We start from the raw sequence: 14,036 nt of genomic DNA, 5'->3' as shown, positions 1-14,036 counted from the left end.
ATACCGGCCGCCGCCGACAGGATCAGGCCCGCTCGGCCCACGGCAGCCTGACGTCGACGATGAACCGCCCCTCGTGGGGGCCGATCCACGCCGAGCCGCCCGCCGACGCGGCGCGCTCGCGGATGCCGACGATCCCCTGACCGCCGCTGGGCACGCCGGCGCCGCGTGCGGCCATCGGGTTCTCGATCCGGACGCGCACGCCGCGGTCCGGCGCGGCGTCGACCGTGAGCGAGATCGGCTCCCCCGGCGCGTGCTTCAGCGCGTTGGTGAGACTCTCCTGCACGATGCGGTACGCGGCGGCGTCGAGCGCCGGGGCCACCCGATCGGCGCCGTCGATCAGCACGTAGGCGTCGATGCGGCGGCCGCCCGCGCGCAGGTCCGTCAGCAGCGGGGCGATCAGCCGGAGCGAGGCGGGAGGCGCGGGCGGCGCCTCCGCCGGCTCGGACCGCAGGCCGCCGACGACGCCGCGCACGTCCTCGAGCGCGGCGTGCGTCTGCTGCCGCACGGTGCGTGCCCAGCCGGCGAGCGACGGATCGATCGCCGGATCGGCGGCGACCTGCGCCTCGAAGGCGCTCGCCGAGAGCGCGGCGGTCGAGAGGCGGTAGCCGAGGCCGTCGTGCAGGTCGCGCGCGATCCGCTCCCGCTCGGCCTGCCGCGCCAGCTGCTCGCCGAGGGCGTCGGCCCGCTCGTGCTCGCGCGCCGCCCGCGCCCGGCTGGCCGCCGCCTCGGCGCGCGTGCGCTGATGCACGACGAGCCCGCCGACGGCGCAGAGCGCGAGGGCGGCGATGACCCATCGCGCGATGTCCCAGGCGGGACCGCCCGGCGAACCCCCGTCGGCGCTGAACAGCCAAGGCAGCGCGGCGCCCCACTCGGTCAGCGACTCGCGCAGCACGAACAGCGCCACCGCCGCCACCGCGATCCCGCCGATCAGGGAGGACCGTCGCGGCCATCGCAGCAGGGCGTGGAACACCCCGACGAGCGCCAGGGCGTACGAGACGCCGAGGATCATGAGCGCGCCGCCTGCGATGAGCACGAGCTGCGGGTGGCGGGCGCGCGCGAACACGCTCGCCCACGCGATGATCGCGGCCAGCACGAGGAGGGTGCCTGTGTCGGTGATCGAGACCTCGCGCGGCACGCCCGCGCGGAACACCGCCGCGCCCGGCACGTTCATGACGGCGCAGATGTCCCACAGGCAGCCGAGCACGAACAGGCCGGTCGACCAGCCGCCGTCGAGCAGCCGGGCGAACCGGCCGGGTCGGGAGCCCGCAGCCGTCGTCATGCTCCGAGGGTATGGGCCACCACCGACGCCCGCCTCATCCGTCCGTCCGGAGGGCTCCGGACGATCGTCCGGACGGATCCGACCGGAAGGAGGAAGCGCCGGGGAGGGACGAGGGCCGACGCTGAGGGGGTCGCGGTTCACCGCCGCCGCAGCCCGCCGCCCAGGCGGTCCCATCGTTTCCGCCGATCCGTCGGCACGCACCCGAGGAGTCCCCATGCCGTTCGACAGCACGCCGCCGCCCGCCCCGCAGAGCCCCGCCCCGCAGGCCCCGGCCACCGCACAGACCGCGCCCGAGCCGGGGGCGAAGAAGAAGTCGTTCCTGCATCGCTGGTGGTTCTGGGCCATCGTGGCCGTGGTGCTGATCGCGATCTTCGTGCCGAAGGGCGGCGGCTCCGATGCCTCGGACACCGCTCCCGCCGACGCGGCGAGCGCACCCGCCGCGGATGAGGCGGTGGACGACGGTGCGACGAGCGCCGACGAGCCGGCGGCCGAGGAACCGGCCGACGAGCCCGCGACCACGCCCCTCGGCACTCCCGCCTCGACCGGTGATCTCGAGCTGACCGTCACGGGCGTCGAGACCGGCGTCGCACAGGTCGGCGAGGAGTTCGGCGGCACGCTGCTCGGCGAGAGGGCGCAGGGGCAGTTCGTGCTCGTGCACCTCACCGCCGCGAACACGGGCGACGGCCCCACCAGCTTCACCTCGTTCAACGCGAAGCTCCTCGACGCGGCCGGGCGCGAGTTCGGCGCCAACGACGCGGCCGCGCTCTACATCGAGGGCAACTCCCTGTACGAGGAGATCAACCCGGGCAACACGCTCCAGGGCGTGCTCGTCTTCGACATCCCCGCCGACGCCGCGCCCGCGGCGCTCGAGTACGACGGCGGCTTCCTCGCCCAGCCGGCGGTGTTCGCCCTGCAGTGAGCCGCGCCGCACGGGCCGGATCCCCTCGGATCCGGCCCGTCCGCGCGTCTCGGCGCCGGCCGCGATAATGGTGCGATGAGCGAGGCGCGCGAGATCCCCGGCTGGACGCACGTGTACTCCGGGAAGGTCCGCGACCTGTACCGGCCCGCGGGCGGCGGCGACGACCGCATGCTCGTGCTCGCATCCGACCGCGTGAGCGCGTTCGACCACGTGCTCTCCCCCGGCATCCCCGGCAAGGGCGCTCTCCTGACGGCGCTGAGCCTGTGGTGGTTCGACCAGCTGGCGGGCGCGGACGGCGGCGAGCCCGTGCCGAACCACCTCACCGGCGAGGCGGCGCCCGCCGAGGTGGCCGACCGCGCCATGGTCGTCCGCTCGCTCGAGATGCTGCCCGTCGAGTGCGTCGTGCGCGGCTACCTCACCGGATCCGGATGGCTCGAGTACCGCGAGCACGGCACGGTGTGCGGCATCCCGCTGCCGGCCGGCCTGCAGGACGGCGACCGCCTGCCCGAGCCGATCTACACCCCGGCGTACAAGGCGCCGCTCGGCGAGCACGACGAGAACATCTCGTTCGAGCGGACCGTCGAGCTGGTCGGCGCCGAGCGCGCCGCGCAGCTGCGCGACGCCTCGCTGTCGATCTACGCGCGCGCCGCCGCGGCGGCCGAGGCGCGCGGCCTCATCCTCGCCGACACGAAGTTCGAGTTCGGCGTGGACGAGCGCGGCGTGCTGCGGCTGGCCGACGAGGTGCTCACGAGCGACTCGTCGCGCTACTGGGACCGCGCGTCCTGGGAGAGCGGATCGACTCCGCAGGAGCGCATGGCGAGCTTCGACAAGCAGATCGTGCGCGACTGGCTCAGCGCCCACTGGGACAAGCAGGGCGCGCCGCCCGAGCTGCCGGCCGAGGTCATCGAGCGCACCGTCGCCCGCTACCGCGAGCTCCTCGAGCGGATGACCGCGTAGCGCTCGTCACCCGGCGGCGGGCCCGCCGCCGACCCGACCCGACTCGTACGCCCACATCGCCGCCTCCACGCGGTTGCGCACCCCGAGCTTGGCGAGGATGCCGCCGATGTGCGTCTTGATCGTGCCGCGGGACAAGTGCAGCCGCTCCCCGATCTCCACGTTCGTCAGGCCCTCGGCGAGCAGCGCGAGCACGTCCTCCTCGCGGAGCGTGAGCGGCTCGGCGGGCTCGGGCGCAGGGCGGCGCGCGAACTCCGCGAGCAGCCGCGTGGTGATGCGGGGAGAGATGAGCGCCTCGCCGTCGGCGGCGGCGCGCACGGCCGACGCGGCGGGCGGCGGTGCGGGCGGCCGGAACGGATGATGAGAGCGTCATGCGTCGATCGTGTCGCCCCGCGCCGCGCCCGCGCTTCGGCCATGTGGCCACACCTGCCGCGAGACAGCGGTTGCGGGCCGAGACAGCGGCGTCAGGCCACTGTCTCGGCGCGCGGTTGCTGTCTCGCGTCAGTCGCGCCCGGCGTCCGGGTCCGGCTCGCGGCGGCGACGGGGGCGGTCCTCGCCGACCGTGAGCGAGGCATCGCCCGAGGCGGTGTGGCGCGGGTCGCCGGGACCCTTGGGCTGGATCCGGCCCGGCTCGAGCGTGCGGGTGACGTCCTGGGCGCTGACGACCGGGATCTGCTCCGTCGCCGACTCGTACCATTCCGTCAGCGCCGGGTCGTCGGTGTCGATGCCCGCGCCGGCGCCCTGCTCCGGGGCGACCTCCGTCGCGCCGAAGACGAAGTCGTCGCCGTGCTCCTCGATCCCCAGGCGCACGCCCTGCGCGATCGCCGCCCGCGCGAAGCGCCGCCGCAGGATGTAGGGATCGGTGGTGAGCTCGCGCCCCCAGGCGAACATGATGCCGATCACGATGATCGCGAACGGCAGCGCCGTGACCACCATGATCGACTGCAGCCCCGACAGCGCGGTCTCGCCGCCCGCCAGCAGCAGAGCGAGTGCGGCGGCCCCCAGGAGGAGGCCCCACACGATCGTCACCCAGGTCGAGGGCTCCGGCTTGCCGCGTTGGCTCATCGAGCCCATGACGATCGCCGCCGAGTCGGCCGAGGTGACGAAGAACAGGATGATCGAGATCATCGCGAGCACCGACAGCACCACCCCGAAGGGCAGCTCGTTCAGGACCGCGAAGAGGATCGCCTCGGGGGCGCCGGCCTCGCTGATCGCGGCACCGGCCTCCTCGAAGTGCATCGTGGTGCCGCCCATGATCCCGAACCACACGATGCACACCGCCGCGGGCACGACGATCACGACGGTCGCGAACTCGCGCAGCGTGCGGCCGCGCGAGATCTTGGCGATGAACATGCCGACGAACGGCGTCCACGAGACCCACCACGCCCAGTAGTAGTTCGTCCACGCCGACACGAAGGCCGCGGCGTCCTCGCCCTGCGCGGGGTTGCGCATCAGCATGGTCCACAGCTCGGCGAGGAACGCCGACACCGACGACGGGATGATGTTGAGCAGGAACAGCGTGGGCCCGGCGACGAAGATGATCACGCCGATGATCAGCGCGATCACCATGTTGATGTTCGACAGCGCGCGGATGCCGCGCTTGATGCCCGACACGGCCGACACGACGAACGCGGCGGTCAGCACCGTGACGATCACGATCAGCCCGATGTTGCCCAGCGGGCCGATGCCGGTGACGTACTCGGCGCCGCTGGCGATCTGCAGCGCGCCCATGCCGAGCGTCACCGCCGTGCCGAAGAGGGTGACGATGATCGCGAAGACGTCGATGATGGCGCCAGCCCAGCCCTCGGTGCGCTCCTTGAAGATCGGGGCGAAGATCGCCGAGATGAGCGGCGGGCGGCCCCGTCGGTACGCGGCGTAGGCGATCGCGCCGCCGACGAGCGCGTAGAAGGCCCAGGCCATCGGGCCCCAGTGCAGGATCGACTGGGCGAGCGCCGCGTGCATGGCGTCGCGCGAGCCCGCCTCGGCGTCGAAGCCGTACGGCACGTCCAGGAAGTAGCCGAGCGGCTCCGCCGGCCCCCAGAACAGCAGGCCGATGCCCATGCCGGCCGAGAACAGCATGGCGATCCACGAGACGGTCGAGAACTCCGGCTCCTCGTCGTCGGCGCCGAGGCGCACGCCGCCGGTGCGCCCGTAGCCGACGACCAGCATGAAGACGATCGTGGCGATGGCCAGCACCGAGAACAGCCAGCCGAAGTTCTCCATCACCCACGCGAGCGACGCGCTGCCGGTGTCGGCGATGCTCTGCGGCGCGAGGAAGCCCCAGATCACCACGACGAGGACGAGGGCCCCCGCCAAGCCCAACACGATCCAGTTGGTGGAGAACGTCTTTCCCGTGTCCTCGACGCCGATTCCCGGAATCAGCGCAGGGTGGGTCACCTCCCGCAGCACCTTGGTGACGGGCTTCTTCGGGCGCGGTTCCTCCGGCGTCCCGGGTCGCGATGTGGCGCTCATGATCTCCGCTCGCTGATCGGTCGGGTGGACGTGCCCTTCGGGACACCCTGCGCCACGGTACGGACATCGCTCCCGATGCACACCGGCTCCCCGCCGACCGTTACCTCGCCGTGACCTTTCGGCGACCGGCCCGGAACGGGTCGAAACGGCGCGGGCTGTATCGTGGATCGATTTGTTCTCCCCTGCAACAAGGAGCCTCATGCCTCTCTGGTCCCTGCACGGCGACGGACGCACGGTGAAGCCCGGCGCCGTCGTCGCCCCCGACGAGCGCCTCGGCTGGGGCGCCACGATCGCGATGGGCCTTCAGCACGTCGTCGCGATGTTCGGCGCCACGTTCCTCGTGCCGACGCTGACCGGCTTCCCCGTGTCGACGACGCTGCTGTTCAGCGGCCTCGGCACGCTGCTGTTCCTGCTCGTCACCCGCAACCGCCTGCCCAGCTACCTGGGCTCCTCGTTCGCGTTCATCGCGCCGCTGCAGGCCGCGATCGCGACGAACGGCATGGGCTCAGCCCTCGCGGGCATCGTGTCGGTGGGCGTGCTGCTGGCGATCATCGGCTTCGTCGTGAACGTCGTGGGCGTGGGCTGGATCGACAAGGCGATGCCGCCCGTCCTGGCCGGCACGATCGTGGCGCTCATCGGCTTCAACCTCGCGCCCGCCGCGTGGGGCAGCGTGCAGGGCGGACCGGACGGCGCCATCGTCACGCTCGTGGCGATCATCCTCTTCTCCGTGCTGTTCAAGGGCTTCCTCGGCCGGATCTCGATCTTCGTGGGCGTGCTCGTCGGCTACCTCTACGAGGCCGCGACCGGCTACTTCACGACGCCGAACGAGGCCGGCATGACCCCCGCCGACGTGATCGACCAGGCCGCGTGGTTCGGCCCGCCGCAGTTCGCGTTCCCCGACTTCGCCTCGCCCGGCACGTGGGCGCTGCTGCCGATGTTCCTGCCCGTGGTGCTCGTGCTCGTGGCCGAGAACGTCGGGCACGTCCGCGGCGTCGCCACGATGACCTCGCCGCGCGCCAACCGCGAGACGGGCCGCGCCCTCATCGGCGACGGCGCCGCCACGGCCCTCGCCGGCGTGTTCGGCGGCTCCGGCACCACCACGTACGGCGAGAACATCGGCGTCATGGCCGCCACGCGCGTGTACTCGACGGCCGTGTACTGGATCGCGGGCCTCACGGCGATCCTGCTCGCGTTCTCGCCCAAGATCGGCGCGCTGTTCAACTCCATCCCGCCCGGGGTGCTCGGCGGCGCGACGACGGCGCTGTACGGCCTGATCGGCATCATCGGCGTGAAGATCTGGGTCGACAACGGCTCGGACTTCTCGCGGCCGGTCAACCAGTACACGGCGGGCGTGGCGCTCGTCGTCGCCATCGCGCAGTACACGATGCAGTGGGGCGACTTCCGCCTCGAGGGCATCGCGCTCGGCACGATCGCCGCGTTCGCGATCTACCACCTCGGCAACCTCCTCGCCCGCGCCACGCGCAACGGCGCGGACGACGGCGGCCCGATCCCCGCGGTCGGGCAGCTCGGCGGCGACCCGCAGAAGGACTGACGCCCGCGCGTGTGGGGGCGCGAGTCCCCCACACGCGGCCGGGGTCGCGCTACTGTCAAGGCGACGGCGCACGCCGCCGGCAGAGGAGGAGCCGCCATGTCCGATGGCCCCGCGAACGGCGACCCCCGCGACGTCCCGCCTCCTCCTCCGCCGCCCGGCGCGCCGGCGCCCCGGGGCGCCGGCTGGCCGCCGCCGCCGGCCCCCGGCCCGCATCCCGCGTACCCGTACCCCGGCTACGGCGCCGCCTCGCCGCCGCCCGCGGGCCCGGGCGGGCTCGCGATCGCCGCGCTGGTCGTCGGCATCATCGCCTTCCTGTCCGGGCTCGTGCCCTTCGTGGGTCTCGGACTCGCGGTCGTCGGGCTCGTCCTGTCGATCATCGCCGTGCGCCGCCCGCGCGGGCGTGGTCTGTCGATCGCCGGCATCGTCCTCTCGGCGATCGCGTTCCTGACCGGCGTCGTCGTGCTCGTCGTCACGCTCCTCGTCCTGCCGGCCGCCTACGAGGCGGCGGACCGGGTCGGCGAGCAGGGCGACGAGCAGGTGCAGGGCGACGGGTCGGACGGGTCCGACGCGGCCGAGTTCGACGAGGCCGAGTTCTCGCGCGTCTCGGGGCAGCGGATCGAGACCCCGTGCTGGGAGTACGAGGGCCCCGTCCACTTCACGAACAACATCTCGGCGGGCGACACCGCGGCCTGCTACGGCAAGCTCGAGTTGTGGGGCGAGGCGGACGCCGACGGCAACGTGACGCCCACCGGGGTCGGCGCGATCCATGGGCAGGTCGGCGTCGAGCCCGTGCGGGTGAGCACGGCCGAGAGCTATGCGCCGGGCACCGATCCCGAGGCCGTCGTCGACGCCATCGCCGAGTCGTACTTCGCGCCCCAGGGCGAGATCGAGAGCCTGCACGAGCCGACGACGCTCGACGGCGTGCCCGCCGACATCACGCGCCTCGAGAGCGACGCGGAGCTCACCGAGACGAAGGCGTTCATCACCGCCTACGCGCCCGCGCCCTACGAAGCCGGCGACGAGCCGGTGCAGCTGTTCATCATCTCCATCGTCACGCCCTACGACAACGGCGACGAGCTGATCCAGCAGGTCCTCGACACGTGGCGCTGGCGCTGAGCCGCTGATCAGGCGCTGTCGCGCTCCACGAGCTCCGTCGGGAGGATCGTGACGCGCGGCGGCGCCTGGCCCGCCAGGCGCGCGAGCAGCACGTCGACCATCGTCCAGCCCTGCAGCCGCGACGGCTGCCGCACGGTCGTGAGCGCCGGCACGATGCTCGTGGCGAGCGGCGAGTCGTCGAAGCCCACGATCGCCACCTCGTCCGGCACGCCGCGCCCGGCGTCGCGCAGGGCCGAGACGACGCCGCGGGCCATGAGGTCGCTCGCGACGAAGAGCGCGTCGAACCGCTCCCCCCGCGCGAGCAGCTCGCGGGCAGCCGCGGCGCCGCCGTCGAGCGTGAAGGCGCCGTCGACGACCGGGCCCGGCTCGAGCCCCGCCGCCGCCAGTGCGGCGTGGTACCCGTCGAGGCGGTCGACGGCCGCTGGCATGTCGAGCGGCCCCCTCACGGTGCCGATGCGGCGGTGGCCCGACCGGATCAGGTGCTCGACCCCGATGCGCGCGCCCGCGACGTTGTCGACGTCCACCCAGTAGTACTCGTCGCGATCGCGGATGGGGCGACCGCCGAACACCACGGGCACGGCCTCGGCGATGCGCTCGATGTACGTGTCGCTCGTGTGGTGCGACACGACGATCGCGCCGTCGACGTTCCCGCCGCGCAGGTAGCTCGTCGTCTTGTCACCGGGGTCGTCCGAGGCGATGAACAGGTTGAGCACGTGGTCGGACTGCGACATCCGCTCGCTGATGCCGGTCACGACGGCCGCGAAGAACGGATCGCCGAAGAACCGCGTCGTGTCCTCCGGCACCACCAGCGCGATCGCGTGGGTCTGCCGCGACGCGAGCGAGCGCGCGGCCCGGTTGGGCACGTAGTTCAGCTCGGAGATCGCCCGGCGCACGGCCTCGAGGGCGTCGGCGCTCACGCGCGAGCCGCCGCCGAGCACCCTCGAGACCGTGGACCGGGACACGCCGGCGCGCGCCGCGACCTGCTCGATCGTGACGGCATCGACATCCGGCCGTAGAGTCATTCCTCTCTCAGTATGCCCGCGCGGGCATATCGACGGCGCGTGCCGCGATGATCCGCGCGTACTCCCGGCCGCTGCGCTTCACGATGCGCTGCTGCGTGTCGTAGTCGACGTGCACGATGCCGAAGCGCTTGGCGTAGCCCCACGCCCACTCGTAGTTGTCGAACAGCGACCAGTAGAAGTAGCCGCGCACGTCCACCCCGCGCTCGATGGCGTCGAGCACCGCCGACACATGCGCCCGTACGAACTCCGTGCGCTCGGGGTCGTCGACCGCGCCGTCCACCACGACGTCGTCGTAAGACGCCCCGTTCTCCGTGACGTACAGCGGCGTGCCGGGCAGGTCGCCCGCGACGCGCTCGAGCAGGCGCGTGAGCCCCTCGGGCTGCACCTCCCAGCCCATGTTCGTGCGCGGCAGTCCGCGGTCGTGCCAGTGGATGCCCTCGTGCGACGGGAAGGGCGAGCCGGTGACGCGGTCGGTCGGCGCCTCGCCCGCGGGCGGCGGCACGGGCGCGGGGCTGCCCGACACGAGCTCGCCGTGGTAGTAGTTCACGCCGAGGAAGTCCAGCGGCGCCGAGATCGTCTCGAGGTCGCCCGGCTGCACCGCCCGCTCGAACTCCGCGATCGCGTCGGCGTCGACCGCCCGGATGTCCTCGACGATGTCGGCCGGGTATGCGCCGAGGCGCAGCGTGTCGAGGAACCAGCGGTTGAACTGGCCGTCGATGCGACGCGCGGCGTCGACGTCGGCGGGATCCGAGGGGTCCGCCGCGTCGGCGACCGTGAGGTTCAGCGTGATGCCCACCTGCACGTCCGCGTCTCGTGCGCGCAGCTCCTGGGCCGCCCGCCCGTGGGCGAGCAGCAGGTGGTGCGAGGCCAGCACCCCGTCGCGCACGCTCTGGCGTCCCGGCGCGTGCGCGCCGGCCGTGTACGACAGGAACGACGAGCACCACGGCTCGTTGAGCGTGGTCCACGTGTCGACGCGGTCGCCGAGGGCCTCGTGCATCGTGACGGCGAACTCGGCGAAGCGGTCGACCGTGTCGCGCGCGGTCCAGCCGCCGCGCTCCTCGAGCGCCTGCGGCAGGTCCCAGTGGTACAGGGTCGGCCAGGGGCGGATGCCGGCCTCCAGCAGCTCGTCCACGAGACGGCTGTAGAAGTCGACGCCGGCCCGATTGACCGCGCCGCCGTCGGGGCGCACGCGCGCCCACGACGTCGAGAAGCGGTAGGTCTGCAGCCCCAGCTCCTTCATGAGCGCCACGTCGTCGCGGTAGCGGTGGTAGTGATCGCACGCCACGTCTCCGTTGTCGGCGTTGATCACCGCCCCCGGCACCCGGCTGAAGGCGTCCCAGATCGAGGCGGTGCGGCCGTCCTCGAACGCCGCCCCCTCGATCTGGTAGGCCGCCGTGGCGGCACCGAAGAGGAAGTCCTCGGGGAAAGAGCGCATCATCATCCCTTCACGGCGCCCGCCATGATGCCGCTGACCAGCTGCCGTCCGGCCACCAGGAACAGCAGCAGGAGCGGCAGCGTGGCGAGCACCACGCCGGCGAGCACGATCGAATAGTCCACGAAGTAGTTCGACTGCAGCAGCGACAGCGCCACCGGCAGGGTCGGGTTCTGGCGGTCGAGCACGATGAACGGCCAGAAGAAGTTGTTCCACGCGGTCACGAAGGTGAACAGGAACAGCATCGCCGCCGCCGGCCGCGCGGCCGTCACGCCCACGGTCCAGAACGTGCGGATCATGGACGCGCCGTCCACGCGCGCCGCCTCGATCAGCTCGTCGGGCACCGACTGGCGCAGGTACTGCGTCATCCAGAACACGCCGAATGCACTCGTGAGGGCCGGCACGATGATCGCGCCGATCTGCCCCGTCCAGCCGATCTCGCTGAAGAGCACGTACAGCGGCACGACGCCGAGCTGTTGCGGCACGGCCATGGTCGCCACGACGAACGCGAGCAGCGCGGGGCCGCCGCGGAAGCGCAGCTTGGCGAAGGCCCAGCCGGCCAGCGTCGAGAACACCACCACGCTCACGGCGATCACGGTGGAGCTCCACACGCTGTTCCACAGGGCGAGCCAGAAGTTCACCGCCGAGTCGTTCATCACCGCCGCGGCGTTGGCGAAGAAGTTGCCGCCGGGGATCCACGACCGGTTCGGGTCGCGCAGCGTCGACGCGTCGCCCGATCCGATGAGGAACGAGAAGTACAGCGGGAACACGCTGGCGACGAGCACGACGGCCAGGCCCGCGTAGACCCAGAACCCGGGGCGGGATCCGCGGATCCGCACGGTGCGGCCGCGCTTGCCGAGCGGCGTGATGACGGCGACGGTCGCGTCGCCGCCCGCGATCTGCTGCGCGGTCATCGCGTCGCCTCCTTTCGCTGCGCGCGCCGCTGGGCGCGCCGTTCGGCTCTCGTGAGCACGGGGCCTCTGCCGCCCTCGTCGCGCACGAGCGCCCTCGTGATGAGCAGGTTCACCAGCCCGATGGCCAGGATGATGAGGAACAGGATCCACGCCATCGCCGAGGCCCGTCCGAAGTTCCACTCGCCCCAGCCGATGTCGTAGAGGTAGAGCGTGATCGTCAGCCACTGCGAGCCGGCGCCGCCCCGACCGAACTGGTCGAACATGCGCGGCTCGTCGAAGATCTGCAGGCCGCCGATCGTCGAGGTGATGATGACGAAGATGAGCGTGGGCCGCAGCGAGGGCAGCGTGACGCTCCAGAACTGCCGGAAGGCACCCGCGCCGTCCACCGTCGCCGCCTCGTAGTAGTCCCGCGGGATGGCCTGCATCGCGGCGAGCAGGATGAGCGCGTTGTAGCCGGTCCAGCGGTAGTTGACCATGGTCGCGATCGCGACGTGGCTCCAGAACGGCTCGACGTGCCACGGGATCGGGCCGATCCCGAAGAACCCGAGCCACGCGTTGATCTGCCCGGAGTTGTCGGCGAACAGCGCGTTGAAGATGAGGCCCACGGCCACGGGCGCCACGACGTACGGCAGCAGCGCGCTCATGCGCCAGAACGTGCGCGCCCGGATGTGCCGGTCGAGCATGGCCGCGATGAATGTGGCGAGGATCAGCTGCGGCACGCTCGAGAGCAGGAAGATGCTGAACGTGTTGCCCAGCGCCACCCAGAACTTGGGCTGCTGCAGGATCCAGGCGTACTGGTCGAAGGCGACCCACTCGCCCGAGCGGCGGATCTGATCCCAGTCCATGAACGAGATCACGGCCGTGTACAGGATCGGGAAGAGCCCGACGACGGCGAAGACGATGAAGAACGGCGAGATGTAGAGGTACGGCGAGAGCTTGACGTCCCACCGGCTCAGCCGCTGCGAGAAGGAGAGGACGCGGACGGGGCGCCCCGGGGCCCGAGGCCCGGGCGCCACGTCGCGTTCCGCGATGGTGGCGGTCATGCTCAGAAGGCCGACACCTCGGTGACCCACGAGTCCCACGCCTCTTCGGGCGTCTCGAGCCCGTCGAACACGCGGGTGACCGCCTGGTTCAGCGCCTCGTGGAACTGGAAGTACTTCGGTCCCTTGATGGGCGTGACCGTGACCGCGTCGGCGCGGTTGGAGTTGATCTGGCCGACCGGCGCGTCGTTGAAGTACTCGTTCGTCGCGTCGGTGACCTCGGCCATCTCGTAGGCCTCGGGCTGGCTGGGGAACGCGCCGACGTTGGCGAACGCGCGGGCCTGGATCTCCGGGGAGGTCAGCCAGTCGGCAAGCTCCTGCGCGGCCTCGACGTTCTCGCCGTTGGCGGGGATGGTCAGGTACGAGCCGCCCCAGTTGCTGCCGCCGCCGGGGAAGACATCCGCGATGTCCCAGCCGGTGACGTCGGGCGCCTCACCCGAGATGATGCCGTGCATCCACGGCGGGCACAGCATCGCGGCGAACTCGCCGTTGGCCATCGAGGCGTACCAGTCCTCGCTCCACTGGCCGGCGTAGGCCGAGATCGGGACGCCCTTCTCGATCACGGTGTCGAACGTCTCGCGCACGGCGGGGTTCTCGGTCGCGATGACGTTGCCGTCCGCGTCCTCGTAGGTCTCCTCGAGCTGGTTGGCGAGGCCCTGCAGGATCGAGTTGGCCGAGTCGAGGAACGGCTTGCCCGTGGCCTCCTTGTACTGGGCGCCGACCTCGAACAGGTCGTCCCACGTCGTGAACAGGCCGGCGACCTCCTCGCGGTCGGTCGGGAGCCCGGCCGCCTCGAACAGGTCGGAGCGGTAGCAGACGGCCTGCGGGCCGATGTCGGTGCCGTAGCCGATCAGGTTGCCCTCGGCGTCGGTGGCCGCGGCCTCCTTCCAGTCGAGCCAGCGGCCCTTCAGGTCCTCGGGCACGGGGGCGAGCAGGTCGGAGTACTGCATGCCCTCGGCGAGCCAGTCGATCTCGATCGCCTCGATGTCGGCCAGGCCGGTGTTGCCGAGCTTCTGGAAGAAGTTGGCGCGGGCGTCGTTCGAGGTGGCGGCGCGGTTGTGGACGATCGTCACGCCCGGGTGGTCGTCCTCGTACTCCTGCAGCAGCTCGTCGCTGTAGCCGAAGTCGTTGAACGTGGCGATGGTCAGCTCGATGTCGCCGCCGGCGTCGCCGCCGTCGCCGGAGCCTCCGGTGCAGCCGGCGAGCACGAGGCCGCCGGCCGATGCGAGTGCGACGCCGGCGATGGTCCGGCGCAGGGCGCGTGTGGTCACTGTTCCACTCCTTTGTGGGTGCGGGGTGTTCTGGGGTAGGGACATCGGGCGTGGGGGGGGGGGGG

12 protein-coding genes are annotated in these 14,036 nt (G+C 72.0%); 4 read left to right on the top strand and 8 right to left on the bottom strand.

The annotated features are described in order from the left end of the window. Positions 1–22 precede the first annotated feature (22 nt). A complete protein-coding gene (locus ACODR5_RS09520) occupies positions 23–1,279 on the bottom strand; it encodes a sensor histidine kinase (RefSeq protein ID WP_460815703.1) in 1,257 nt (418 codons plus the stop codon). A 214-nt stretch (positions 1,280–1,493) separates the two neighbouring features. On the opposite strand from ACODR5_RS09520, the gene ACODR5_RS09515 reads away from it, so the two are divergent. Then, positions 1,494–2,198, top strand: coding sequence for a DUF4352 domain-containing protein (locus ACODR5_RS09515; protein ID WP_488983460.1), 705 nt, complete (start codon positions 1,494–1,496; stop codon positions 2,196–2,198). Positions 2,199–2,273: 75 nt separating this feature from the next. Next, positions 2,274–3,155 (top strand): phosphoribosylaminoimidazolesuccinocarboxamide synthase, encoded by an 882-nt coding sequence (locus tag ACODR5_RS09510; RefSeq protein ID WP_488983459.1) that lies wholly within the window; start codon positions 2,274–2,276, stop codon positions 3,153–3,155. 6 nt (positions 3,156–3,161) lie between these two features. On the opposite strand, the gene ACODR5_RS09505 is transcribed toward ACODR5_RS09510, so the two are convergent. Together ACODR5_RS09505 and ACODR5_RS09500 are read right to left on the bottom strand one after the other, a co-directional pair. Beyond that, positions 3,162–3,470: a response regulator transcription factor gene (locus ACODR5_RS09505; protein ID WP_488983458.1), complete on the bottom strand. Its 309-nt coding sequence runs from the start codon at positions 3,468–3,470 to the stop codon at positions 3,162–3,164. 183 nt (positions 3,471–3,653) lie between these two features. Beyond that, complete coding sequence (locus ACODR5_RS09500) at positions 3,654–5,624, bottom strand: BCCT family transporter (RefSeq protein ID WP_488983457.1); 1,971 nt, start codon at positions 5,622–5,624, stop codon at positions 3,654–3,656. Positions 5,625–5,823: 199 nt separating this feature from the next. Between ACODR5_RS09500 and ACODR5_RS09495 the strand changes: the two genes are divergently transcribed. After that, entirely contained in the window at positions 5,824–7,176 is a 1,353-nt protein-coding gene (locus ACODR5_RS09495) for a uracil-xanthine permease family protein (protein ID WP_460815695.1), read from the top strand. 96 nt (positions 7,177–7,272) lie between these two features. After that, complete coding sequence (locus tag ACODR5_RS09490) at positions 7,273–8,292, top strand: DUF4190 domain-containing protein (protein WP_488983456.1); 1,020 nt, start codon at positions 7,273–7,275, stop codon at positions 8,290–8,292. 8 nt (positions 8,293–8,300) lie between these two features. Here the strand turns inward: ACODR5_RS09490 and ACODR5_RS09485 are convergent, their stop codons facing one another. From ACODR5_RS09485 to ACODR5_RS09465, 5 genes are read right to left on the bottom strand one after another with little or no spacing between them, the layout of a single operon-like run. After that, positions 8,301–9,314, bottom strand: a complete 1,014-nt coding sequence (locus ACODR5_RS09485; protein ID WP_449853828.1) for a LacI family DNA-binding transcriptional regulator — start codon at positions 9,312–9,314, stop codon at positions 8,301–8,303. 7 nt (positions 9,315–9,321) lie between these two features. Further along, positions 9,322–10,749: a GH1 family beta-glucosidase gene (locus ACODR5_RS09480; protein WP_488983455.1), complete on the bottom strand. Its 1,428-nt coding sequence runs from the start codon at positions 10,747–10,749 to the stop codon at positions 9,322–9,324. A gap of 2 nt (positions 10,750–10,751) precedes the next feature. After that, the gene (locus tag ACODR5_RS09475) at positions 10,752–11,660 is read right to left on the bottom strand and encodes a carbohydrate ABC transporter permease (RefSeq protein WP_449853830.1); all 909 of its coding nucleotides are present in this window, start codon (positions 11,658–11,660) and stop codon (positions 10,752–10,754) included. Continuing rightward, a complete protein-coding gene (locus tag ACODR5_RS09470; protein ID WP_488983454.1) occupies positions 11,657–12,703 on the bottom strand; it encodes a carbohydrate ABC transporter permease in 1,047 nt (348 codons plus the stop codon). Before ACODR5_RS09470 ends, ACODR5_RS09475 begins: the two co-directional genes overlap by 4 nt. 2 nt (positions 12,704–12,705) lie before the next feature. Further along, positions 12,706–13,971, bottom strand: a complete 1,266-nt coding sequence (locus ACODR5_RS09465; RefSeq protein ID WP_449853832.1) for an ABC transporter substrate-binding protein — start codon at positions 13,969–13,971, stop codon at positions 12,706–12,708. Positions 13,972–14,036: the final 65 nt, after the last annotated feature.

The organism is Microbacterium sp. FG3 (assembly GCF_057809335.1).
The sequence above is the reverse complement of the archived record's forward strand: the minus strand, read 5'-3'. Positions and strand labels throughout refer to the sequence as shown.

Coding starts and splice junctions, on each gene's coding strand:
- ACODR5_RS09475 (WP_449853830.1), bottom strand. CDS start 11,660: ATGACCGCGCAGCAGATCGCGGGCGGCGACGCGACCGTCGCCGTCATC.
- ACODR5_RS09515 (WP_488983460.1), top strand. CDS start 1,494: ATGCCGTTCGACAGCACGCCGCCGCCCGCCCCGCAGAGCCCCGCCCCG.
- ACODR5_RS09520 (WP_460815703.1), bottom strand. CDS start 1,279: ATGACGACGGCTGCGGGCTCCCGACCCGGCCGGTTCGCCCGGCTGCTC.
- ACODR5_RS09510 (WP_488983459.1), top strand. CDS start 2,274: ATGAGCGAGGCGCGCGAGATCCCCGGCTGGACGCACGTGTACTCCGGG.
- ACODR5_RS09485 (WP_449853828.1), bottom strand. CDS start 9,314: ATGACTCTACGGCCGGATGTCGATGCCGTCACGATCGAGCAGGTCGCG.
- ACODR5_RS09470 (WP_488983454.1), bottom strand. CDS start 12,703: ATGACCGCCACCATCGCGGAACGCGACGTGGCGCCCGGGCCTCGGGCC.
- ACODR5_RS09490 (WP_488983456.1), top strand. CDS start 7,273: ATGTCCGATGGCCCCGCGAACGGCGACCCCCGCGACGTCCCGCCTCCT.
- ACODR5_RS09500 (WP_488983457.1), bottom strand. CDS start 5,624: ATGAGCGCCACATCGCGACCCGGGACGCCGGAGGAACCGCGCCCGAAG.
- ACODR5_RS09480 (WP_488983455.1), bottom strand. CDS start 10,749: ATGCGCTCTTTCCCCGAGGACTTCCTCTTCGGTGCCGCCACGGCGGCC.
- ACODR5_RS09495 (WP_460815695.1), top strand. CDS start 5,824: ATGCCTCTCTGGTCCCTGCACGGCGACGGACGCACGGTGAAGCCCGGC.